Source organism: Embleya sp. AB8 (assembly GCF_049739465.1).
Classification (GTDB): Bacteria; Actinomycetota; Actinomycetes; order Streptomycetales; family Streptomycetaceae; genus Embleya.
On record NZ_JBMHHY010000042.1, the window covers coordinates 37364 to 59217 of the forward strand.

General features: G+C 71.3%; 17 protein-coding genes. 11 read left to right on the forward strand and 6 right to left on the reverse strand.

The annotated features are described in order from the left end of the window. Positions 1–98: 98 nt before the first annotated feature. Both ABIA38_RS41405 and ABIA38_RS41410 read right to left on the reverse strand, forming a co-directional pair. On the reverse strand, positions 99–890 hold the full coding sequence (locus ABIA38_RS41405; protein ID WP_424644169.1) for a PIG-L deacetylase family protein: 792 nt from the start codon (positions 888–890) through the stop codon (positions 99–101). Between the two features lie 252 nt (positions 891–1142). Then, a complete protein-coding gene (locus ABIA38_RS41410) occupies positions 1143–2522 on the reverse strand; it encodes an MFS transporter (protein WP_424644196.1) in 1380 nt (459 codons plus the stop codon). Between the two features lie 493 nt (positions 2523–3015). Between ABIA38_RS41410 and ABIA38_RS41415 the strand changes: the two genes are divergently transcribed. Continuing rightward, positions 3016–3489: a MarR family winged helix-turn-helix transcriptional regulator gene (locus ABIA38_RS41415; RefSeq protein WP_424644197.1), complete on the forward strand. Its 474-nt coding sequence runs from the start codon at positions 3016–3018 to the stop codon at positions 3487–3489. A 32-nt stretch (positions 3490–3521) separates the two neighbouring features. Here ABIA38_RS41415 and ABIA38_RS41420 read toward each other — a convergent pair whose 3' ends face one another. Beyond that, positions 3522–4400: a hypothetical protein gene (locus ABIA38_RS41420; protein ID WP_424644170.1), complete on the reverse strand. Its 879-nt coding sequence runs from the start codon at positions 4398–4400 to the stop codon at positions 3522–3524. On the opposite strand from ABIA38_RS41420, the gene ABIA38_RS41425 reads away from it, so the two are divergent. The 5 genes from ABIA38_RS41425 (at position 4399) to ABIA38_RS41445 (ending at position 10763) form a co-directional block, all read left to right on the forward strand. Next, a complete protein-coding gene (locus ABIA38_RS41425) occupies positions 4399–5430 on the forward strand; it encodes a WD40 repeat domain-containing protein (protein WP_424644171.1) in 1032 nt (343 codons plus the stop codon). The two genes, ABIA38_RS41420 and ABIA38_RS41425, sit on opposite strands and share 2 nt — an antisense overlap. 2132 nt (positions 5431–7562) lie before the next feature. Then, positions 7563–8375, forward strand: a complete 813-nt coding sequence (locus ABIA38_RS41430) for an ABC transporter ATP-binding protein (protein WP_424644172.1) — start codon at positions 7563–7565, stop codon at positions 8373–8375. Between the two features lie 45 nt (positions 8376–8420). Next, positions 8421–9005, forward strand: coding sequence for a DoxX family protein (locus ABIA38_RS41435; RefSeq protein ID WP_424644173.1), 585 nt, complete (start codon positions 8421–8423; stop codon positions 9003–9005). A 120-nt stretch (positions 9006–9125) separates the two neighbouring features. Continuing rightward, positions 9126–9839, forward strand: coding sequence for a uracil-DNA glycosylase (locus tag ABIA38_RS41440; protein ID WP_424644174.1), 714 nt, complete (start codon positions 9126–9128; stop codon positions 9837–9839). Positions 9840–10145: 306 nt separating this feature from the next. Further along, the gene (locus tag ABIA38_RS41445) at positions 10146–10763 is read left to right on the forward strand and encodes a hemerythrin domain-containing protein (protein ID WP_424644175.1); all 618 of its coding nucleotides are present in this window, start codon (positions 10146–10148) and stop codon (positions 10761–10763) included. Positions 10764–10794: 31 nt separating this feature from the next. Here the strand turns inward: ABIA38_RS41445 and ABIA38_RS41450 are convergent, their stop codons facing one another. The 3 genes from ABIA38_RS41450 to ABIA38_RS41460 all read right to left on the reverse strand — a co-directional run bounded on the left by ABIA38_RS41450 (position 10795) and on the right by ABIA38_RS41460 (position 13866). Beyond that, positions 10795–11661: a TIR domain-containing protein gene (locus ABIA38_RS41450; RefSeq protein ID WP_424644176.1), complete on the reverse strand. Its 867-nt coding sequence runs from the start codon at positions 11659–11661 to the stop codon at positions 10795–10797. Between the two features lie 73 nt (positions 11662–11734). Beyond that, complete coding sequence (locus tag ABIA38_RS41455) at positions 11735–12700, reverse strand: effector-associated domain 2-containing protein (RefSeq protein WP_424644177.1); 966 nt, start codon at positions 12698–12700, stop codon at positions 11735–11737. 107 nt (positions 12701–12807) lie between these two features. Further along, positions 12808–13866 (reverse strand): TIR domain-containing protein, encoded by a 1059-nt coding sequence (locus ABIA38_RS41460; RefSeq protein WP_424644178.1) that lies wholly within the window; start codon positions 13864–13866, stop codon positions 12808–12810. A gap of 342 nt (positions 13867–14208) precedes the next feature. Between ABIA38_RS41460 and fxsA the strand changes: the two genes are divergently transcribed. The 5 genes from fxsA to fxsT all read left to right on the forward strand — a co-directional run bounded on the left by fxsA (position 14209) and on the right by fxsT (position 21837). After that, on the forward strand, positions 14209–14457 hold the full coding sequence (gene fxsA, locus ABIA38_RS41465) for an FxSxx-COOH cyclophane-containing RiPP peptide (RefSeq protein ID WP_424644179.1): 249 nt from the start codon (positions 14209–14211) through the stop codon (positions 14455–14457). 15 nt (positions 14458–14472) lie between these two features. Further along, entirely contained in the window at positions 14473–15621 is a 1149-nt protein-coding gene (locus ABIA38_RS41470; protein ID WP_424644180.1) for an FxsB family cyclophane-forming radical SAM/SPASM peptide maturase, read from the forward strand. Then, positions 15618–16997, forward strand: coding sequence for an HEXXH motif domain-containing protein (locus tag ABIA38_RS41475; protein WP_424644181.1), 1380 nt, complete (start codon positions 15618–15620; stop codon positions 16995–16997). Before ABIA38_RS41470 ends, ABIA38_RS41475 begins: the two co-directional genes overlap by 4 nt. 132 nt (positions 16998–17129) lie before the next feature. Then, the gene (locus ABIA38_RS41480) at positions 17130–17951 is read left to right on the forward strand and encodes a hypothetical protein (RefSeq protein ID WP_424644182.1); all 822 of its coding nucleotides are present in this window, start codon (positions 17130–17132) and stop codon (positions 17949–17951) included. 4 nt (positions 17952–17955) lie between these two features. Next, on the forward strand, positions 17956–21837 hold the full coding sequence (fxsT, locus tag ABIA38_RS41485; protein WP_424644183.1) for an FxSxx-COOH system tetratricopeptide repeat protein: 3882 nt from the start codon (positions 17956–17958) through the stop codon (positions 21835–21837). Positions 21838–21854 lie beyond the last annotated feature (17 nt).

Consider the following 21854-nt stretch of genomic DNA (forward strand, 5'->3'; position numbering starts at 1 on the left):
GTACCGGATGTACCGGATGACGGATGTACGTATAGACGTCCGTCATACGTCCGTCCGAGGCGGGAAGGGGAACGCGCATTCGTGTGCGCGGTGGCGGCTCAGCGGAAGAGCACCTCGTACGGGCGACGGAAGTAGACCAGCTTCTCCGGCGGCAGCGGCACCCGATCGTCGCGCCCCGGCACCAGCGGTGCGATCTGCGACGCCAGGCACGACAACGCCCGTTCCTTGCGCGCCTGTTGCACCTCGGTCAGGTCGACCCGCAGAGCCCGACTCCACGGCACCCGGCTGTCCTGCGGGTGGGCCCACTGCCACATCCGCAGCGGGAATTCGAGCAGCCCCACACCGGTCTCCCGGCACGCGGCATCGGCCGCGCGGCCGGTGCTCTCGTGATCCGCGAACCCGTCCTCGCGCCAGTTCGTCGCGCTCAGGGCGAACCCCGCGACCAGCGGGATCAGCCGCTCGACCAGATCACGCTCGTGGCTGCGCACGGCCCGGTCCGGCAGGCGCAACCGGATCACCTCCACCGGGGCCACCCCGCCCGGGTTGCCGACGATCGTGGCGAAGGCCCGATCGGATTCGCGGACCCGCCGGGCGGCCAACACCGAACCGGGTAACCGGCTGCCCGGGTGCGAGGCGTCGCCGTCGGTGACGCTGACCACCCGTACCGGCGCGCCGGCGGCCACCGCCCGGGAGATGAGCCCGCCCACGCCCAGGATCGCGTCCTCCGGGTGCGCCGCGACCACCACGAGGCCGCCGGCCAGGACCGGCCAGTCCTCGGGGAGCGCGACCGGCAGCGGTTGCCGCCGCCATTCGGATTCGGCGGTCCACGCTCCTTCGGTGCCCGGATCGGGTGCGGGTGGACGCGATCCGCGGAAGGTGGGAAGGCTCATGTTGTCTCCCTGTCGAGAGGCGTAGTCGGGGTGCCGGTCTCCCAAAGGTGTGGTCGGCGCCTGGGTAAGACTTACGAGCATCGGTTACCGGGACGGGGTTTGGCCATCTACGACACGGGAATTGATGCGCCGTCAGTACGTCAATTGATGCGCCGTCAGTTTTCCGTGCGGGTGCTGTGTGGTTGTTGTGTGGTGCCGTGCGGGCGCTGTGGGGTGCCGTGCGGTTGCTGTGTGGTTGCCGTCGGTTCCTCGTCAGCGCGCGGTCGGGACGGTCGCGGGGTCGTCCGCGCGGGTTTCCGTCGGTATCTGCGCGGCCTCGACCGGCTTGCGGCCGGGGATGAACAGCGCGACCAGCAAGCCGAGTACGGCCGCTCCACAGCCCAGCCACAGCGCCGTCACGAAGGCGTCGTGCGAGGGGAATTCGTGTCCACCGGCGCGCATCGTCAGATTGGCGAGCACGACGCCGACCACCGCGCTGGAGGTGGACGTACCGATCGAGCGCATCAGTGTGTTCAGCCCGGTCGCCGAACCGGTCTCGCCGATCGGCACGGCCTGCATGATCAACGACGGCATCGCCGCGTAGGCGAGCGCCACGCCGACCGCGGAGAGTACCGACATCGCGACGATCTTCCAGATCGCGTCGAGCATGAACACCGAGAGCGCGTAGCCGATCGCGATCACCAGGGTGCCGGCGAGGAGCGAGATCTTGGGCCCGTACGCGGCGGACAGCCGGGCGGACAGCGGCGAGACGAGCATCATCACGATGCCGGAGGGGGCCATGCACAGGCCCGCGACGACCATGCTCTGGCCCAGCCCGTAGTCGGTGATCTCCGGATTCATCAACACCTGCGGGAACACCAGCGACTGGGCGAACATCGCGAAGCCGACCACGATCGACGCGAGGTTGGTGAACAGTACCTGCGGCCTGGCCGAGATGCGCAGGTCCACGAGCGGCTGGGCGGTGCGCAGTTCGAGCCGGCCCCAGCCGAGCAGGACCACGACGGCGAGGCCGAGCAGACCGAGCGTGGTGGCGCTGCCCCAACCCCAGCCGGCGCCTTTGGTGATCGCCAGGAGCAGGGCGACCAACCCGACGGACAGCCCGCCGGCGCCGACGAAGTCGAAGCGGCCGGGCAGTCGGATCGGCGACTCGGGCACCACGAGCAGGACCAGCACGATGTCGAGGGCCCCGATCGCGCCCGCCGCCCAGAACATCATGTGCCAGTCGGCGTGTTGCGCGATCAACGCGGCCACCGGAAGCCCGATCGCGCCGCCGATGCCGAGCGTCGCGCTCATCAGCGCGATCGAGGAACCCAGCTTCGCGGGCGGGAGTTCGTCGCGCATGATGCTGATGCCGAGCGGGATCACGCCGAACGACGCGCCCTGGAGCAGTCGGCCGAGCACCATCGGGAGCAGCGTGTCGGACAGCCCGCACACCGCCGAACCGACGACCATCAGGGCAAGGCTGACGATCAGGATCCGACGTTTGCCGAACATGTCGCCGAGCCGGCCCATCACGGGCGTGCAGACCGCGCCGGAGAGCAGGGTGGCGGTGACCACCCAGGACGCGTCGGTGGGCGAAGTGTCCAGCAGCTTGGGCAGGTTGGGGAGAAGCGGGACGACCAGGGTCTGCATGAGCGCGACGACCACGCCGCAGAAGGCGAGTACGGCCACCACGGGGCCCGGGCGGTGTACGGGGGTGGGCGGCGGTGCGGGTGTGGGTGGGAGAGGGGGCGTGGGTGGTGGTGGGGGCGTGGGCTGGGGCGGCGGACTCGGCTCAGGTATGTCGCTCGGACCGGTCACTTGTTGCCTCCAGGGTCGCCGCCGGATCGGGTGATGGTGCGGATTCGCGCTGTCGGGTGATGGCGCTTGTTGCCGGTGGTTGGTGTGGTCGTGCGTGTGGTCGTTGGCGCGGTCGTTGCGTGCTTAGTGGTGTGGTGCCGTGCGGTCCGTGCGGTGCGGTGCCGTGCGGTGCGGTTGTTGCGTGGTTATTGGCACGGTCAATGAATGTGCACGATACACATGATGTGTATCGTGCACATCGGGTGGGGTCGGCGCTAGGGTCGAGGGACGGCGCATTGGTGTGAAGGTGGGAGTGGACGTGTTGGAAGGCATCGAGCGGGAGCTGATGCTGATCGCTCGGCATCACGTCATGGGCAAGCGGCGGGGCGACGGCATGGAGCGATCGGCCTACCTGTTGCTGACCCGGCTCGAGGTCGAGGGCCCGATGTCGATCGGCCAACTTGCAGAAGCGTTCCGCCTCGACACCTCGACGGTGAACCGCCAGGTGGCCGCCCTCTTGCGAGCCGGCGACGCGGAACGAATCCCCGACCCCGACGGTGGCCTGGCCCGCAAACTACGCATCACCGAGACCGGCACGGAGCACTTGGCGGCCGAGCGCTCGACCCACTGCCGGGGCCTGGAGCGGGTGCTGGCGTCCTGGGACGCGGGCGAGCGACGGGAGCTTTTCGACGTGCTGTCGCGCTTCAACCGCGCGGTAGAGGAGGTCGAGGGGCGGGAGTGGCCTCGGAGTGAAGTGTGGGAGGACGGGGCGCACTCGGGCGGCGGCGGGGCGCATTCGGGCGGCGCGGCCCGCGGGTGAGGGGTGGGCGGGGCCGGTTGGGTGACGGGGGGTCAGGCTTCCTTGGGCGGGCTGGAGTTGGGGATGGGCTCGGGGTTGGGGGCGGGCCTGACGGTGGGCTTGGGGGCGGTGTCGGTGGTGGAGTCGGCGGTGGGGTCGGCGGTGGGGTCGGGCGCCGACTCGGGGGTTGGGGTGGGGGGCGGCTGACGGGTCGAATCGGCCTCTGGGGTGGGGGGTGATTCGCGTTCCGGTTCGGCTTTCGGTTCGGGGCTCGGTTCGGGGTCCGATTCGGGTTCGGGTTCGGGTTCGGGCGCGGCAGTGGGTGCGGTGGGATCGGGATTTGGCTTGGGTGTTGGTTGGGCTTCGGGGGTTGGGGCCGGTTCCTGCGGCTTCGGGTCGGGGGTTGGTGCCTTGGCGGGCTCGGGTTTTGGGGTGGCTTCGGTGGTGGCCGGGGTGGCGGGGGTGGCAGGTTCGGCCGTGGCGGCGGTGTCGGGCTTGATCGTCGGCGGTGTGCGGGTGACCGGCGATTCCTGCTTTGTCGCCGGTTGTTCGGCGGGTTCGGGCGTATCGGTTCCTGCTGCGTCGACGAAGTCCCCGTCGTAGTCGTCGTAGTCGTCGTCCGGGGCATCTCGGTCGTCTGCGAAGCGGCGGCGGCCCGCGATGGCCAGCAGGGCGCCGGCGGCGACGAGGACCAGGCCGGCGACGAAGATCTTCGGCTCGTTGCCGCTGGCGCCGGCGATGTTCGCCGCGGTCGGCGCCGTACCTTCGAGGGTCCTCAAGGTGTGATCCGATCCATCGGCAAACAGGTCCGATCGTCTTACTAGCAGACTTGCCGAACCCGAGGAAACCGGCGCCGACCTGAGAGTTTTCCTGGTCGAAACACGAAGGCGCAAGGATCGCCCCGCGAACAAGGGGGCCGCGATGACTGTCATGGCGACACGTACGGGGCTGGGCTGGGAGCACCGGATCGACGATGTACCGGCCGCGGTCGCGTGGTCGGGCGGATTGTGCGTGGTCGCGGGTGCCGCCGGCGGGGTTCGACTGCTGGACGCGGCGACCGGACAGCTGCTGGCCCGGATCGTCTTGCCGGGTGGGGTGCGCCGGGCGGGCTTCTCGCCGGACGGCACGGTGGTGGCGCTCGCCGGGCCCACCGGGTACGCGCTGTGGCGGGTCACCGACGGCGCGCTGCTGGTACGGACACCGGGCCTGCCCGCGCGGTTCGCCTGGTCGGCCGGCGACGGGTGTGCGGTGTCCTTCGGCGGCGCCGTACGGGTGTACGCGGGCGACACCGGGGCCGAGTCGTGGCGGGCCGTGGACGGGCCGGAACGGGTGGACGACGTGGTCTGGGTCGACTCGGCCGGCGGGCTGGCGATCGCGCTCGGCGGCGAGGTGCACATGTACGGACCACGCGGCCGGACGAATGTGTGGACCTACCCGGTCCCGGTACGCGTCCTTGCCGGTGCGCCGGATGGGGCCTGGCTGTGCGCGGCGGGCGATGCACCGGGCGTGCACGTACGCGGTGCCGGCGGAACGCACGAGGACCTCGGCGCGGCCGGCGGCGCACCGATCGCCGGGCTCGCACTGGACCCGGGCGGGCGCTGGTTGGCGGCCGAGGACCGGTCCGGGCTGACCGTATGGGACCTCGCCGCGCGCGGCGGGCGAGTACGTCCGCGCCCACGCCGACTGCCGGCCCAACCACGCGCGTGCACCCCGAGTTGGCGGCCCGGTGGGGGTGGGAGCGGGGGTGGGGGTGGGCTGATGGCCACGTCGGGTGGTGACGGGATGCTGGTGGTGTGGGATGTCCGTACCGGCTCGCCCCGGCGGGCGCCGACCCCACTGGCCCGCCGACACGTCTCGGCAGCGATATGCGCACTCGCCTGGCACGGCCGGGCTGCGCTGCTGTTCGCCGACGAAACGGGCCGGGTCTGCGTACAGCGATTCCCGGAGATTGGTGGTCGTTGAGGCGAGCGGGGGACGGCGCGACCGAGCGACCGGGCGGGCGGGCGGGGGTGGGGTGGTGCCGCGTGCCGGCTCACCAACGGGCTGACCGCGCCGGGTAGTTCGACACCCATCGAGCACGCGCCGCGCTCAGACGGAGGCCAAATCCCGGGCAGTCGACCACTCGCCTCAGGTCCCTGGCCCGTCCCGCCACCTGTGCCACAGGCGCGCTATGCGGCAGTTGCTGTCCGGGTCGGCTTGGCTGGCTCGTGGTCGGGGCGGTTGGCCGGTGGGCGTCGTGGTGTTGGGGTGGTGCGTGGTTGGTCCTGGGTCCGTTCGGCGGGGCCGAGTCGTGGCGGGTGGCCGCCGTCTCGTCGTTGCTCGTCCCCTCCGGGGCCGGGGTTTTCTTGGTGCTTCGCATCCGTTGTTGCCCGTCCACTACGTGGCCGTTACCACCCTGGTCGGCTTTGCTGGCTCGTGGTCGGGGGCCGTTGTCCGCTTGGCGTCGTGGTGTTGGGCTGGTGCCGTGGTTGGTCCTGGGGCCGTTCGGCGGGGCCGGGTCGTGACGGTGGCCACCGCCTCGTCGTTGCACGTCCCCTCCGGGGCCGGGGTCTTTGCTTGGTGCTTCGCATCCGTGTTGCCCGTCCACTACGTGGCCGTCACTGCCCGGGACGGCTTCGCTGGCTCGTGGTCGGGGGCGGTTGGCCGCTTGGGCGTCGTGGTGTGGGGCTGGTGGCGCGGTGGCCCTGGGTCGGTTCGGCGGGGCGGGGTCGTGGGGGGTGGCCGCCGTCTCGTCGTTGCTCGTCCCCTCCGGGGCCGGGGTCTTTGCTTGGTGCTCCGCATCCGTTGTTGCCCGTCCACTACGTGGCCGTCACCACCCGGGTCGGCATCCCCTGACTCGTGGTCGGGGGCCGTTGTCCGTGGGGCGTCGGGGTGTTCGGCCGCTGCGCAGGCGTTTTGGCCTTACTGGGGTTGGGTCGTGGGTGTTGCGGTGTGCATGTGGGCCGCAGGGTTGGGGTCTTGGGTGGGGAGTGTGTCCGGTGCTTGGTTTTCCGGCGCGGTGTGCGGCCTTTTCTGCCTTGTCGTGCCTGGGTTTCGGCTCGGGGCGCACGAAACCCGCACTCGTCGGCCTGCGCGGACCCGGGTGCCGGGTGAAACCGCAGGTCGCGCTTCGCCCTAAGCCTTGGGAGTCTCGTCGGGATCCGGTTTCGGTCCCGAGGAGAGGGCGGGAGCCGTGAGGGGCTGCGAGACGCGGCATGGCCACCGACCGCCGGGGGCCGCCGCCGGGACAACGGCTCCCGACCGCGAGTCGGGGGATGCCGTCCAGGGCAGTGACGGCCACGTAGTGGACGGGCAACAACGGATGCGGAGCACCAAGCAAAGACCCCGGCCCCGGAGGGGACGTGCAACGACGAGGCGGTGGCACCCGCCACGAGTCGGCCTCGCCGAACGGACCCAGGACCAACCACGGCACCAGCCCAACAGCACGACGCCGAGCGGACAACGGCCCCCGACCACGAGTCAGAGGAAGCCGTCCAGGGCAGTGACGGCCACGTAGTGGACGGGCAACAACGGATGCGAAGCACCAAGCAAAGACCCCGGCCCCGGAGGGGACGAGCAACGACGAGGCGGCGGCCACCTGCCACGAGTCGGCCCCGCCGAACGGACCCAGGGCCACCACGGCACCAGCCCAACCCCACGACGCCAAGCGGCCAACCGCCCCCGACCACGAATCAGCGGGGTGCGGGTGGTTGCCGCCGTGTCACTTGCCGTTGGCCAGTGTCACGTGGATGCTTTCCGGTCCGTCCGGGGTGGAGGACGGAACGGCCGGTGGTTGTAGGGGCTGTTGGCCTGGGAGGGTGGTTGCCAGGTCCTGGTCGAGGAGGGCGAGGGCCGCCTCCCACCTGGGGTATTCGCCGGGTGGGGCGGTCGAAGGCGGCGGTCGTGCATTGGGCCATCCTCCCTGGTGGCCCTGGTGGTTGCCACGACGTCGGGGCATGGCTGCCGGTTCGACGGTGGTTGGTTTTTCCCGCCCGGGTTGCCCCGACCGGTTCGCCTCGCCTGATTCGCCCCGCCCGGTTCGCCCCCGCGCCGCCCACCTCTTCGATTAGGTTAGCCTTCCCTTATATCGGGCTCGTGCCTCGGGAGGGTCGGTTGTGGAGCTGATTGTGGAAGGGCTGCATGCCGGGTATCCGGGGCATCCTGTCGTTTCCGGTGTCGATCTTTCCGTGGCGGCCGGGACCGTGGTGGCGGTTGTGGGGCCCAATGGTTGTGGGAAGTCGACGCTGCTGCGGGCCGTTGCCCGGTTGCATCGGCCGGAGTCGGGGTGTGTTCGGGTCGGCGGGGATGATGTCTGGCGGCTGAAGCCTCGTCAGGCCGCGCATCGGGTCGGCCTGTTGCCGCAGAATCCGCAGGCGCCGGAGGCGGTCACCGTGGCCGGGCTGGTGCGCTACGGGCGGCATCCGCACCAGGGGCTGTTCCGGCAGTGGTCGGGTGCGGACGAGCGGGTCTGTCGGGACGCGTTGACCGCGACCGGGGTGCTCGACCTCGCCGATCGGCGGCTGGATCAGCTCTCCGGCGGGCAGCGGCAGCGTTGTTGGGTGGCCATGGTGATCGCCCAGGAGGCGCCCGTGTTGTTGCTCGACGAGCCGACGTCGGCGCTCGACCTCGGGCATGCCGTCGAGGTGCTGGGCCTGGTTCGGCAGGTGGCCGCCGGTGGGCGCACCGTGGTGATGGTGCTGCACGACCTGGCCTCGGCCGCGCGGTACGCGGATGTACTGGTCGCCATGCGCGACGGCCGGGTGATCGCCTCCGGGCCGCCCCGGGAGATCGTCGACGCCGCCCTGGTACGGGCGTTGTACGACATCGACGCCGATATCCTTCGGGCGCCGGGGGACGACACCCCTGTGGTGGTGCCGAGGACCGCCGGGATGAGCTGCGACACGGTGGATTCGGGTTCGCTCCGGTAGGTTGCCCACCGTAATGTGACGGTGCGTCAGCTAAAGAGGTGGGCGATGTTCGGCAGGAATAGGAAGGCCGCGGTGGCGACCGAGGGTCGGGACGTGGCGGCGCTCGTACTGCGCGCGACGCTCGGTCCGATGCTCTTCGCGCACGGGTACAACAAGGTCGCCGGTCCCGGCGGCCTCGCGGGTACCACCGGTTGGTTCGAATCGCTCGGGCTCAAGCCCGCCGAGGTGCACGCCCGCCTGGCGGCCGGGACCGAGATGGCGGCCGGTGTCGGTATCGCGCTCGGCGTCGCCAACCCGCTGCCCGCGGCGGCGACGGTGGGTCTGATGAGCGTCGCGGCGGCGACCGACCACAAGGGCAAGGGTTTCTTCGTCTTCAAGGGTGGCTGGGAGTACACCGCCATGGTCGGCGGCGCGGCGGTCGCGCTCGCGGCGCTCGGCAACGGCAAGTACTCGGTGGACGCGCTGGTCGGTCGACGCAGGTCGGGCCTGCGCCCGGCCCTGTTCGCGGCCGGTGTCGGCGTCGCGAACGCCGCGCTGCTGATGAAGCTTTGCTACCGGCCGGAGCCGAAGTCCGCGCCCGGGTCCGCGCCGGAGTCCGAGCCGAAGCCGGACGAGACGGTCGAGGTCTGACACTTCGGACCACCGCGCGCCGGCCCGGACCACCGCGGTCCGCCCTCGGCCCGCACCGAATCCCTCGGTGCGGGCCGAGGTGTCCGCGCGAGCGGATACGTTTGGATCCCTCGTTGATCCATGGGCGTCGGACGCCCTCTCCTGGAGGTTCTTGCTGTGCAGACGTTGCCCGAGTCCTGGCAGCCCGTGCTCGCGGAGGAGTTGGCGAAGCCCTACTACGCCGAGCTCACCGCGTACGTGGACGCGGAACGCAAGGAACACCAGATCTTCCCGCCGGACGACGAGGTGTTCGCGGCGCTGGCGGCGACGCCGTACGACGAGGTCCGGGTGCTCGTGGTCGGGCAGGACCCGTACCACGACGACAACCAGGCGCACGGCATGTCGTTCTCCGTGCGTCCGGAGGTGAAGATCCCGCCGTCGCTGCGCAACATCTACAAGGAGATGCACGCCGACATCGGTCTGCCCATCCCGGACAACGGCTATCTGCTGCCGTGGGCGCAGCAGGGCGTTCTGCTGCTCAACACGGTGCTCACGGTGCGGGCCCACGAGGCCGCGTCGCACAAGGGCCGGGGCTGGGAGAAGTTCACCGACGCGGTGATCAGGTCGGTCAGCGACCGGGACGAGCCGGTGGTGTTCGTGCTGTGGGGTGGGCATGCGAAGAAGAAGGCGGCGCTGATCGACACGGCCAAGCACACCATCGTGCAGGGCGCGCATCCCTCGCCGCTGTCCGCGAAGCTCTTCCACGGCAGCAAGCCGTTCTCCCAGATCGACGCCGCGCTCGCGGCCATGGGCCACAAGGCGATCGACTGGACGATCCCCAACCTCAAGAAGTAGCGATGGCTGGAAGTAGCGACGGCTGGAAGTAGCAGCGGCAAGAGGTGGCAGTGGCAGGAAGTAGCGGCGTCGAGATGTAGCGGCGTCGAGAAGTAGCGCAGCGCGGGGGCGCAAGAAAAACGACAGCCGGCGTTCCGGTTCGGTATCGGCTCGGCCGGTATCGGACCGGAAACGGGCGCCGATCGGGAATGTCCGGAAATCTCCTTGCATTGCTGCGGAACACGCTCCGCGAGCGCTTACGGTGTGAGATTCCCTCCCTCCATGCCTCCCGAGGCGGCCCCCGTGTCGACGACCACCGTTCAGCCCGTGACCCCCACCCTCGACCTCACTCCCGGCTACGTCGCGCATCGCGGCCTGCGTGCGGAGTTGGCCCGACTGACCGAGGTGACCCGACACCTCGATCCGGTCGACATCCTGCGTGTACGCGCGGTCGAGGAGCATCTCGCCCTCGTCCTGCGCTTTTTGCGTGCCCACCATCGCGAGGAACACATCGTCCTGTATCCGTGGGTGCGGGCCGGTTCGCCCCGGGCCGCCCGCACCGTGACCGCGTTCCAGGTCGAGCACTCGACCCTGGAGGAGGCGATGCGCCGCGCCGCCGACGTCACCGTGCCGCTGCGCGATCGTTCGCCCGCGATCGGCCGGTTGTACGAACTCGTGGCCCGGCACAGCCTGGCCGAGGAGCACGAACTGTTCCCACTGATGCGCCGGCACGTTCGCGGCACCCCCGACGGGCGCATGCCCACTCGCACGATGCGGGTCCTGGGGCGCGACCTGCCCGCGTTCGTGGCCTTCCACCTGCACCACGCCACCAGCGCCGAGCGGCGGCGGGTGTTGCGCTGGATACCGCCGGGCACGGCGCTGCTCTGGCGGGCCGGCTGGCGGCGCGCCTACGAACGGCGTCGGCGCGCCGCGTACGGCGGTTGACGCCGGGCCGGCCCGATCGGCGGGAGCAGGATCAGGACACCCGCTCGCCCGGGCCGGCCGGATCGTGCGCCCCCGTCGACTCGCCCAGCAGTGCCCGGACCCGTTCGATCTCCGGGCCGGTCGGCTGGACGTCGCTCAGCGCCCGGACCAACGCGTCCAGCGCGCGGGCCGGTTCCGGCTCGGCGAGGGTGGACAGGTCGCGGATCAGCCGCAGCAGCATGATCCGCGGCGCGGCGATCTGTTCGCGGGGCAACGGCCGTTCGAAGTAGTCCTCGGCCAGATCCAGCCACAGGTTCCACATGTCGGTCCGGGCGATCCGGGGCACCGCCAGGATCGCGTCGGTCAGCTCCCGGGTCCGCCCGGCGATGATCGTCCGGCGCGGCGGAGGCATCTTGGGCGGCGGCGGTGGGGGTTCGACCTCGGCATCGCGCTGGACCGGGATATCGGGCAGCTCGTCCGGCCGACCCGGTCCGCGGATCGCCGCCATCAGCTCGGCGCGGGCGTCCTCCTCGGACTTGCCGTAGAGCGTGCGGCGCAACAGCGGCCGCAGTACGGAGGGGATGTCCTCGCGTCGAAGCTCGTGCACCACGAGCGGGATCAGCCGTCGGCCGCTGCCGCGCAGCGCGTCCGACATCGCGGTCCATTCGACCGTGGTCCAGCGCTCCGGTGCGAAGTACGCGGGGGAGAACAGCGCGATCATGTGTCCCGCGTTGTCCACTGCCCGGCTGACCAGCGTGGTGAGGTTGTCGCCGGTGGCCCAGTCCCACGCGTCGAGTTCGAAGTCCACACCGGCCTGGAGCAGTTGCCCGGCGATCCACTTCGCCCAGTCCGTGTCCGAACCGGCGTGGCTGATGAAGTAACGCACCGTATCGTTCCCGAACTCCCTGTCGTTCGCCATGCCTCCAGCATCGCGCACCCGCCGGCCGAATATGACCCCTTGCGAGCCGAATCCGAAAGCACAGGGAGGACCCTCATCCGGGCAACGTCTCGATCGCCCGGCAAACCTCCTCCACGCCCTTGGTGTTCGGCAGTACGTCGCGCAGCGCCCGACACAGGCACTGGAGCGAATGGATCGGTTGGGGTCCGTTGACCAGGGTTCGCAACATGTGCAGCAACATCGAACGCGCGTCCGTCATGTGCCGGTGCAGCAACTGGTGTTTGAGGTAGTCCTCGGACAGGTCCAACCAGATCGACCACGTGTCCGGGGCGCGCAACCCCTGGACGGCCAGGAAGAGTTCGGCCAGGTAGGCGACCTGGTTCTGCGGGATGGTCCGGGACGCCTTCGCCACGTTGCCGAAGCGCAGCAGCTCCAGGGTCACCTCGGGGGAGACCAGACCCGCGGCGAACAGTTCGGCGATCCGGGCGACCGCGGCGGGTCGGTCGCCGACGAACGCGGCGATGGTCTCGGCGGTGCCCATCTCCAGCTCGACGCCCTGATGCGCGTCGAGCAACATCAGTACCGACGAACCCCGGTCCAGCGGCGGCAGATCGACCGTGCTGCCGAGCCCCCGGGCCTGTGGGTCGGTGCTGGTGATCAGTACGTGGCCGGGGCCGGGCGGGATCATCTCGCCGACCAGACCGGGCCGGTCCACCTCGTCGAAGACCAGCAACCAGCCGGTCCGCGAGTGCAGTTCGTGTTTGGCGTCGACCAATTGGCCGACGTGATCACCGAGTTCGATCAACTGTTCGAGGATGCGGTGGATGAACGCGACGGCCCGCTCGGTGGGTCGGCCGGCGCAGTCGAACCACCACACCACGTCGTACAGGTGTCGGTGCCGGTAGGCGTATTCGCGGGCCAGGTGTGTGGTGCCCAGGCCGGGCAGGTCGTCCTGCGGGCGCAATACGACCCGGTGTTCGGCCTGGAGCAGCGCGCGCAGTTCGACGAGCGTGCCGTCCCGGCCGTAGAAGCGGCCGCGCGCGCCGGGGACCTGCCACACCGGTGGTTTGTCCGTGGGCGAGCGCGGCGGCAGCGGTGGCGGCATCCTGGGCGATGCGGCCGGTCTCGGCGGCCGGGGCGGTGGCGGGGGTATCGGGTCGGACACGCTCAGGAGGACCCCGTATTCCGCGCCGGCAGCGGCGCGAACCGCTGTACCGCCGCCACCAGCAGATCGCGCTGCCCGAGCGCGTCCGCCTCGGTCAGGTCGACCGGCGGTACGCCGCGGAACATCGACGGCACCTGGGTGTGTCCGATCACGATCGGCAGCAGTCGGCCGTCGTTGTCCCCGTCGCCCAGCGCCTCCTCCCACTCGTCCATCGCCAACCGGCGGGCCTCGAAGTAGTGTTCGGAGAACAGTGCGAGCACGTGTTCCCCCAGCAGGCGCGCGCGGGCCATCGCCTTGCCGAAGCTCTCGCCCGCGCTCCAGTCCCAGCGGCTGAGCGAGACCCGGTAGTCCTCGAAGGTGAGCACCTCGGAGACCCAGTCGGCCCACGCGAGGTCGTTGCCGACGTAGCTGATCACCAGGTCGGTGCGGGCCGGCGGGACCGGTTCCAGGATCGGCAACCGGCGCGGCATCGGCTCGGGCATGGTCCGCGAGGAGCCCTCGTGGCTGCCGAACATCGGTGCCATCTCGGCCGCCTCGGCCGCGGTCAGCGGCGCGAGCCGCACGCGCAGCGCCGCCGCCACCCGATCGGCGACCGCGCGCACCGCGCGCACGTAGCCGAGGTCGCGGATGCCGCCCAGGCGCAACATGTCGAACACGCTCTGCCCGCGCCCCGGCGAGGCGATGCCCGCCGGCCAGTCGATCCGGCCGACCGGGCCGGGGATCGGCCGTTCGATCCGGTTCCACGGCACCGCGATCAGATTCGGCGCAAAGACGCCGACGATCGACTCGTGGCGGCGCAACCGGTCGGTGAACACCGCCCAGTCCCGGCCGCAGTCCAGGTCCTCGAAGTAGTCGTCTGAGCACAATGCGATCATCGCCCGCGCCTGGGCGGGCGGATCGCCGTCCGGGGACTGCACCGGACCGAACGTCGGCTGGAGTCGGATCGCCCCGCGCACCCGCATCGGGCCGCGGCGCAACTCGGCCTCGACGTCGTCGTGAAAGCGCGCCGCCCACTTGGGATCACGGTCGGCGACGTGACTCGTGAAGAAGTCGTAGTCCACCAAGCGACCCCCGGATCGAGCACCGTGCACGGACGGCAAAGCGAACCCACGCGCCTCGGCCGCGGGTCTGGCAAGCGCCGCCCCCATGCCGGTCGTTCGTAGTACGACTCTGCCCACACAGAGCATCGCGCAGGCCGACCCGGCCCGGCTAGTATAGGAAGGCTTGGGTAATCGTGGCGATACGTTCCGCGCTCGAATGTACGGGTTTTCCTCGGACGGCACGCGCGAAGGCTCCGCGAGGGGCCCGCGCGCACGGCACGCGCCGGCTGCCCCGGGCGGCTCCCGAGCGTTCGGCGGCGCGGGGGATCGGGGGACCTGCGGATGCAAGGAGAGTGCGGTGACGTGGAGTCGGCGCTGCCCGACCTCGACGGACTCTGTCTCGACGACTTGGACCACCTGCCGGCCTCGGTGCTCGCATCCGCGCTGCGGCGGTTGATCCACGAATCGGAGGAGCCGTCGGAGGTGGTGGTGGCGGGGTTCGAGAGCGTCGTCGACCCCGTACTCGTCGAGGTGGCCGACGGCGGACGCGGTGCCGGACCAGGTGCGGACGGCGATCCCCGGTCCGACGGGAGCGACCCGGTTCGGGCCTGACCATCTGGAGGGCCGATGAACGAAGCGATTCCGTTTCGGCAATTCGTGGTCAAGACGGCGGCCCGCTGCGACCTCGCGTGCGATCACTGTTACGTGTACGAACTCCGGGACCAGAGCTGGCGCGAGCAGCCGCGGGTGATTGCCGACAAGACCGTCGGCGCGCTCGGGGTCTGGCTGCGCGCGCACGCCGAGCGGGCCGGCCTGTCGGTTCTGGACGTCGTGCTGCACGGCGGCGAACCGCTGCTCGCCGGACCGGACCGGATCGACACGATCGTGCGCGACCTGCGGGCCGCCACCGCGGGTGTGGCCGAACTGCGGTTCACCGTGCAGACCAACGGGGTTCGCCTCGACGAGCGGTTCGCCGAGGTGTTCCTGGCGCACCGGATCCGGGTCGGCGTCTCGCTGGACGGCGACGCGCTCGCGCACGACCGACACCGGCGGCACGCGGACGGGCGGGGCAGTCATGCCGAGGTGGTGCGGGCGATCGCGCTGCTGCGCCGGCCGCGCTACCGACCGTTGTACGGCGGCCTGTTGTGCACGATCGACCTGGCCAACGACCCGGTGGCCACCTATCGCGAGCTGCTCGGCCACGCACCGCCGATGATCGACCTGCTGCTGCCGCACGCCACCTGGGAGTTCCCGCCGCCGGGCGCGCGGCCGGGGGAAACCCCCTACGCCGACTGGTTGATCGCGGTCTTCGACCGGTGGTACGGCGCGCCGGTACGGGAGACCCGGGTGCGGATCCTGGAGGATCTGGTGGACCTGGTCCTCGGCCGGCCCGTGCCCAGCGAGATGTTGGGCCTGGCGCCGCCGGGTTCGGTGGTGATCGAGACCGACGGCACGTTCGAACGTGAGGACTCGCTCAAGGCGACCTTCGACGGCGCGGCGGCCACCGGCCTGGACGTCTTCCGGCACGACCCGGCCACCGTGCTGGCCGCGCCCGCGTACGCCCCGGCGAATGCCGCGCTCGGGGCGAGCTGTCGGCGCTGCCCCGTGCTCGACATCTGCGGCGGCGGACTGCGGGCGCACCGCTATCGGCCGGACACCGGCTTCGCCAATCCGTCCGTGTACTGCGCCGACCTGCGCGCGCTGATCGACCACGTGGGCGCCCGCGTGCGCGCCGACGTCCGCGCCCTGGTGGCCGAATCCGGGAGCCGGCGATGATCGGGACACACCGGATCGGCGCTCCGGCCTTCGACGAACTCGCGGCCGGTCAAGGCGACTTCGCAGCAGTCTCGGCACTCGCCCGGGCCCAGGAGAGCCGCCGACTGCTCCAGGTCTACGCGGTCGTCGCCACCGCCCGCGAACGGCTGCCCGGCGCCCGCACCGCGCACCTGACCGAGGCCCTCGACCTGCTCGCGCACCTCCAACGCACCGCGCCGGACGCGGCCCGCACCGTGCTGACCCACCCCTACACCGGCGCGTGGGCGATGCGCGGCCTGCTCCGGCTGCGCGCGCCCGAGTTCGATCCGGCCGCCCCCGACCTGGACCAACTCCTGGGCCACCTGGGCTCGATCGCCGCCGCCGCGGCGCTGCGCGCCGATCCCGAACACGGCACCCCCGGCCGAGTCGAGCTGTACACCGTCGGCGGCTGGGCCCACCTGCCCACCCTGGGCCGGGTGCGGGTGGCCGCCGACCCGGGTCGGATCGCGCTGACCGGCCGGCAGTGGTCGGTCGGCGGCCGGCTGATCTCCCGCCGCCAGTTCAACCGCAGGTGCTCGGCGAGTGCCGCCGGCCTGTCCGCGACGTTGTCCATCGAGGACCTCGACCCCTATCGCGACGTGCACCGCTGGCAACCGACCGAGCGGTTGACCGCCCATCAAGTATCGTTGTTGCAACGCAACTTCGCGTTCGCGTGGGATCAACTGGCACACTCGCACCGGGCCTACGCGGCGGCGCTGCCGGCGGCGCTGTCCACGCTGGTCCCGGTGGCCGCGGGCCCCGGCGTCAGCCTCAGCTCGTCCTCGCGCCACGCGTTCGGCGGCCTCGCCCTGACCCCGGAGGTGGGACCGACCACGCTGGCCGTCACGCTCGTGCACGAGTTCCAACACAACAAGCTCGGCGCCATCCAGGACATCACCAAGCTCTCGGCGCGTTCGGCGGCGCGCTACCGGGCGCCCTGGCGGCTGGACCCCCGACCCGTGGGGGCGCTGCTCCAGGGTGCCTACGCGCACCTGGGGATCGCCGACTTCTGGCGGGCGCGGCGACACGTCGTCGAGGGGGAGGAGCAGGATCGGGCGCAGGCCGAGTTCGCGGTGCACCGCGCGCATGTCGGCGAGGCGATCCGCACGCTGCGCGGGTCCGGCGAACTCACCCCCGACGGCGAGCGGATCGTGGCCGGCATGGCGGCCACCGCCGAGCCGTGGTGGGCCGAGGACGTACCCGCGGACGCGGCGCGCCGTGCCGCCGAACGGGTGCGCTCGGGGCGGCGCACCTGGGCCGAACGCAACGGGCTCGCGGCCGGCCACGAGCCCGCCGACCGGGTGGTCGACCCGAACGACACGAGTGGCGCGAGCGGAAGGACACACAACGCGAGATGAACATGTTCTTACCTGATGTATATGAGAGGTAACGTCGCGTGAGGGGACTCGGGTAACGTGGGAACAACGAGTGACGGTCGGGGAGGGCAACTTCTCGCGCGTCGAAATCGACAGCCGACAACAGGGGTCGAGATGACACCGGTCTTCTTCACGAGTCGGTCCTGTGGCGACGAGCGCGCCTACGTCGAGCGCTTCCACGCCGACCTCGAACAGGCGGTCTCCGCGCGGCTCGCGAGCCAGGGCGGCGCGCGCGGCCTGCTGTCCACGTGCGCGGACACCGGCCCCGGCGAACCCCCCGAGGCACACGCCGCCTGTTCGATTCCGGCGGCCGTGGTGCTGGCCTCGCCCGACTACCTCGCCGACCCCTGCGCGATGCGCGAATGGGCGGTGATGGTCGAACGGGTGCGCGGCCATCGGGCCCGCACCGGCGAGCAACTCGACGCCGTGGTCACCGTGCGCTGGCGGGCCACCGAACCCGGGCAGGGCGAGCGACCGGACCCCGACCTGGGCACCGACGAGGAATACGGCCCGATCTACGCCCGCCACGGACTGTTCGACCTGATGCGCCTGGAGGGCCACTCGGCCGACTACCGGCGCCTGGTCGCCGAGTTGGCCCGGATGGTGGTCGAGGTCAACCGCGTACCGCTGCGCCCGCTGCCGGCCGCCGAGGCCCGCGAGTTGTTCCCGGCCGTACCCACCGACCCGAACCGCAACACGCCGCAGAGCCGGAACCACGGCCACGGGCCGGACCGGAGCCGGCCCGAGAGCGCGAGTGCGACCCCCGCGCGAGCGGCGCTCGGCGCCCCCGCGCCGTTCGGGACCGGCATCCGAGTGTTGTCCCCCCATGCACGCACCGGGTCGGATGTACCCACCCGACCCCGATGGATCACGGCCCGACACAATCCCCGCCGCCCGTTGTTGTGGGGACCCGGTGGAGACGCAGAGGAGCACTGAGGCGATGAGCGACAAACCACCGGGCACGATCGTCACGTTCTACTCGTACAAGGGCGGCACCGGGCGCACCATGGCGCTCGCCAACGTCGCCTGGATCCTGGCCTCCCGCGGCAAGCGGGTGCTCGTCGTCGACTGGGACCTCGAATCCCCGGGCCTGCACCGCTACTTCCACCCCTACCTGATCGACAAGCGGCTCGAGGACACGCGCGGCGTGCTCGACATGATCCGCCGATTCGCCCGGGTGGTCGGCTCGGACGCGAGCACCGACGAGATGATCGAGGCGAGCCGGATCGCGGACAGCCGAGTGGACGGCTACGCGGTCAAGGTCGACCGGGACTTCCCCGACGGCGGCCTGATCCGCTTCCTCGGCCCCGGCCGGCAAAACCACGAATACGCCGCCACGCTGGCCGGGTTCAACTGGGCCGACTTCTGCGAGAGCCCGCACGGCATCGGCTTCCTGGACGCGCTGCGCGAGGACATGCGCGCCTGCTACGACTACGCGCTGATCGACAGCCGTACCGGGCTCAACGACATCGCCGGGATCTGCACCACACTGCTCCCCGACATCGTGGTGGACGGCTTCACGCTCAACGAACAGGCCATCGACGGCGGCGTCAACGTGGCCCGCTCGATCGCCCGCCAGGCCGACCGGCCGCTGCGCATCCTGCCGGTGCCGATGCGGGTCGAGGACGACGAGAAGGACAAGCTCGAAGCCGGCCGCGACCACGCCCGCGAGCGGTTCGCCGAGTTCCTCGCCGAGCGCTCCGACGCCGAGCGCACCAAGTACTGGGGCGAGGTGGAGATCCCGTACAAGGCGTTCTACGCCTACGAGGAGACCCTCGCCACGCTCGGCGACCGGCCGCTGCAGGAGGGCAGCCTGCTCAGCGCGTACGAGCGGCTGGCCGGCGTGCTCACCGACGGTGCGATCACCCGGCTCGCGCCGATCGACGAGGTGGAGCGCCGGCGCGAACTGCGCCGCTTCGAACGGGTCAGGTACACCGCCCCGGTTACCGTGCGCATCCTCTACAGCGCCCGCGACCGGATGTGGGTCGACTGGGTGCGCGCGCAACTGACCGCCGCGGGCGCCCAGGTACTCGGCACCGGCGGTCGGGAAACACCCCTGGACGACCTGCGCAGCGTGGACAGCGTCGTGGTCGTCGCCTCGCCGCGCTCGTTGCCCAGCCGGTCCTGGACCCCGATGCGCACCGCGCTGCGCCGGCTGGCGGCCGCCGATCAGGTCAGCGTGGTGACACTGCGGGTGGACGACCTGCTCGACGGCGACCCGGGCGTGGGCGAGACGGTCTCGCTGACCTCGCTGTCCGAGGAACACTGCCGCGCCGTACTCCTGGGCGCGTTCGGCCGCACCCCGGCCGACCCGGCGCCCACGGACGGCCCCCGGTTCCCCGGCACCAAGCCGCGCGTGTCCCAACTGTTGCCCCGACACCCGGCGTTCACCGGCCGCGACGACATCCTGGAGCGGCTGCGCGACCAGCTCGCCAAGGGCGCCACCGCCGTACTGCCGCAGGCCCTGCACGGTCTGGGCGGCGTCGGGAAGACCCAGGTCGCACTCGAATACGCGCACCGCTTCGCCGCCGACTACGACGTCATCTGGTGGGTCACCGCCGAACAGGCCCAGGGCGTCGCCGCCCAACTGGCCCGGCTCGGCGCCCGCCTGGACCTGCCCACCGGGGAGAACGTCGCGGACGCGGCGGCCACGGTGTTGCAGACCCTGCAGCAGGGCGAGCCGTACGACCGCTGGTTGCTCGTCTACGACAACGCGGACGAACCCGCGTCGCTGGCCAACCTGATGCCGCAGGGCAGCGTCAACGGCCATGTCCTGGTCACCTCGCGCAACGACCTGTGGGCGCGCAGCGCCCGCCCGCTCGAGGTGCCGGTGTTCCGTCGGGACGAGAGCGTCACGCTGCTCCAGCGCCGGGTGCCCGCGCTGACCGAGGCCGACGCGCAGAAGGTGGCCACCGCGCTCGGCGACCTGCCGCTCGCGGTCGAACAGGCCGGTGCCTGGCTGGCCGAGTCGGCGATGCAGGTCGAGGAATACCTGGAGCGGGTCAACACCCGGGTCAGCGCGATCCTGGACGAGGGCCAGCCGCCGGACTACCCGACCACCGCTGCCGCGACCTGGACCGTCTCGCTCGACGAACTCGGGCAGCGGCAACCGGCCGCGGTCCGGCTCCTGGAACTGTGCGCCTACCTGTCGCCCGACTCGATCTCGATGCGGCTGCTGCGCACGCGCGAGGTGCTCCAGGAACTGGTCCGGGTGGACAGCGCGCTCGGCGACACGCTGCTGCTGTCCCGGATCTTCCAGCAGCTCGGCCGCTACGCGCTGGCCCGGGTGGACCGCGGCGAGGACAGCATCCAGGTGCACCGCCTGGTCCAGGCCGTACTGCGGGACCGGCTGTCGCCCGAGGACGACGCCGCCCGGCGCGCCCAGGCGCTGGAGATCCTGGCCGCGAACGCCCCCGGGGACGTGGACGATCCCGCCAACCAGGAGCGCTACGAGGAGCTCTACAAGCACCTGGTGCCCTCGCGCGCGCTGGAGAGCGACTCCGAGGCCGTCCGCCGCTGGATCGTCGAACAGGTCCGCTTCGCCTGGCGCTCCGACGACTGGGAGTTCGGCCAGTACATCGCCGAGATCGCGCTGGAGCGCTGGCGTTCGCGGTTCACCCGGCACGACCCGCTGACCCTGCGGATGTGCACGCAGTTGGCGAACGTCTACCGGTCCCAGGGCAAGTACCGCAAGGCGTACGACCTGGACCGCGCCACCTTGGAGGCGCAGCGCGAGGCGCTCGGCCCGGACCACCCGCACACGCTGATCACCGGTCGCGGCTACGGCGGCGACCTGCGCGCGCTCGGCCGCTTCCAGACCGCGCTCGAATCCGACCGGGACAACCACCGGCGGTTCAGCGACGTCTTCGGTGAGGACACGAACGACACGCTGGCCGCGGCCAACAACCTCGGTGTCTCGCTGCGCCTGATGGGCCGGCTTGAGGAGGCACGCGAGGTACACCAGACGACGTACGACTGGCGCCGCCGGATCCTGGGCGAGGATCATCCGCGCACCTGTTCCATTGCCAACCAGGTCGGTCAGGACCTGCGCGAGCTGGGCGACTACGCCGGTTCGCGGGCGGTGCTCCAGCGCACGCTGGCGCGGGAGGAGGCGTTCGGTCGCACCCGGCCCGCGCTTCGTACGTCCAAGAACCTGGCCGTGACGATCCGACAGGCCGGGGATGCGCGCTACGCCCGCTCGTTGGACACCGACACGTTGGAGAAGTACCGCGCCTACCTGAGTCCCACCCACCCCGAGATGCTCTCGTGCGCGATCAACCTCGCGGCCGACCATCACGCGATGGGCAACGACGACGAGGCGCTCGACCTCGCCCAGGACGCCTACCAGGGCTACCGCGAGCAGTTCGGCGCGCAACACCCGTTCACCTTCGGGTGCGGCAACAATCTGTCGAGCTATCTGCGCGCGGTCGGCCGGCCGGAGGAGGCGATGACGCTGGGTCGCCGGTGTCTGGAGGGGCTGCGCGAATCGCTGGGCGAGGACCATCCGTTCACGCTGGCCGCCGCCGTCAACCACGCGAACAACCTCTACCAGGCGGGCGAGACCGACGAGTGCGCCGAGCTCGACCGGGTCACCTACGAGCGCTACGAGGCGCTGCTCGGCGCGGACCATCCGCACACCCTGGTCGCGGCGGCCAACCGGGTGCACAGCCTGGGTGAGATCGGCCGTCGGGACGAGTCCCGGGAGTGGTTCACCCGGACCGAGCGCGCGTGTCGGCGCAAGCTCGGCGACGAGCACCCGATCACCCGGGGGCTGCGCGAGCGGCGCCGGTTGGAGACCGACATCGAGGTGCCGCCGACCTGATCGGGGCACCCTTCACA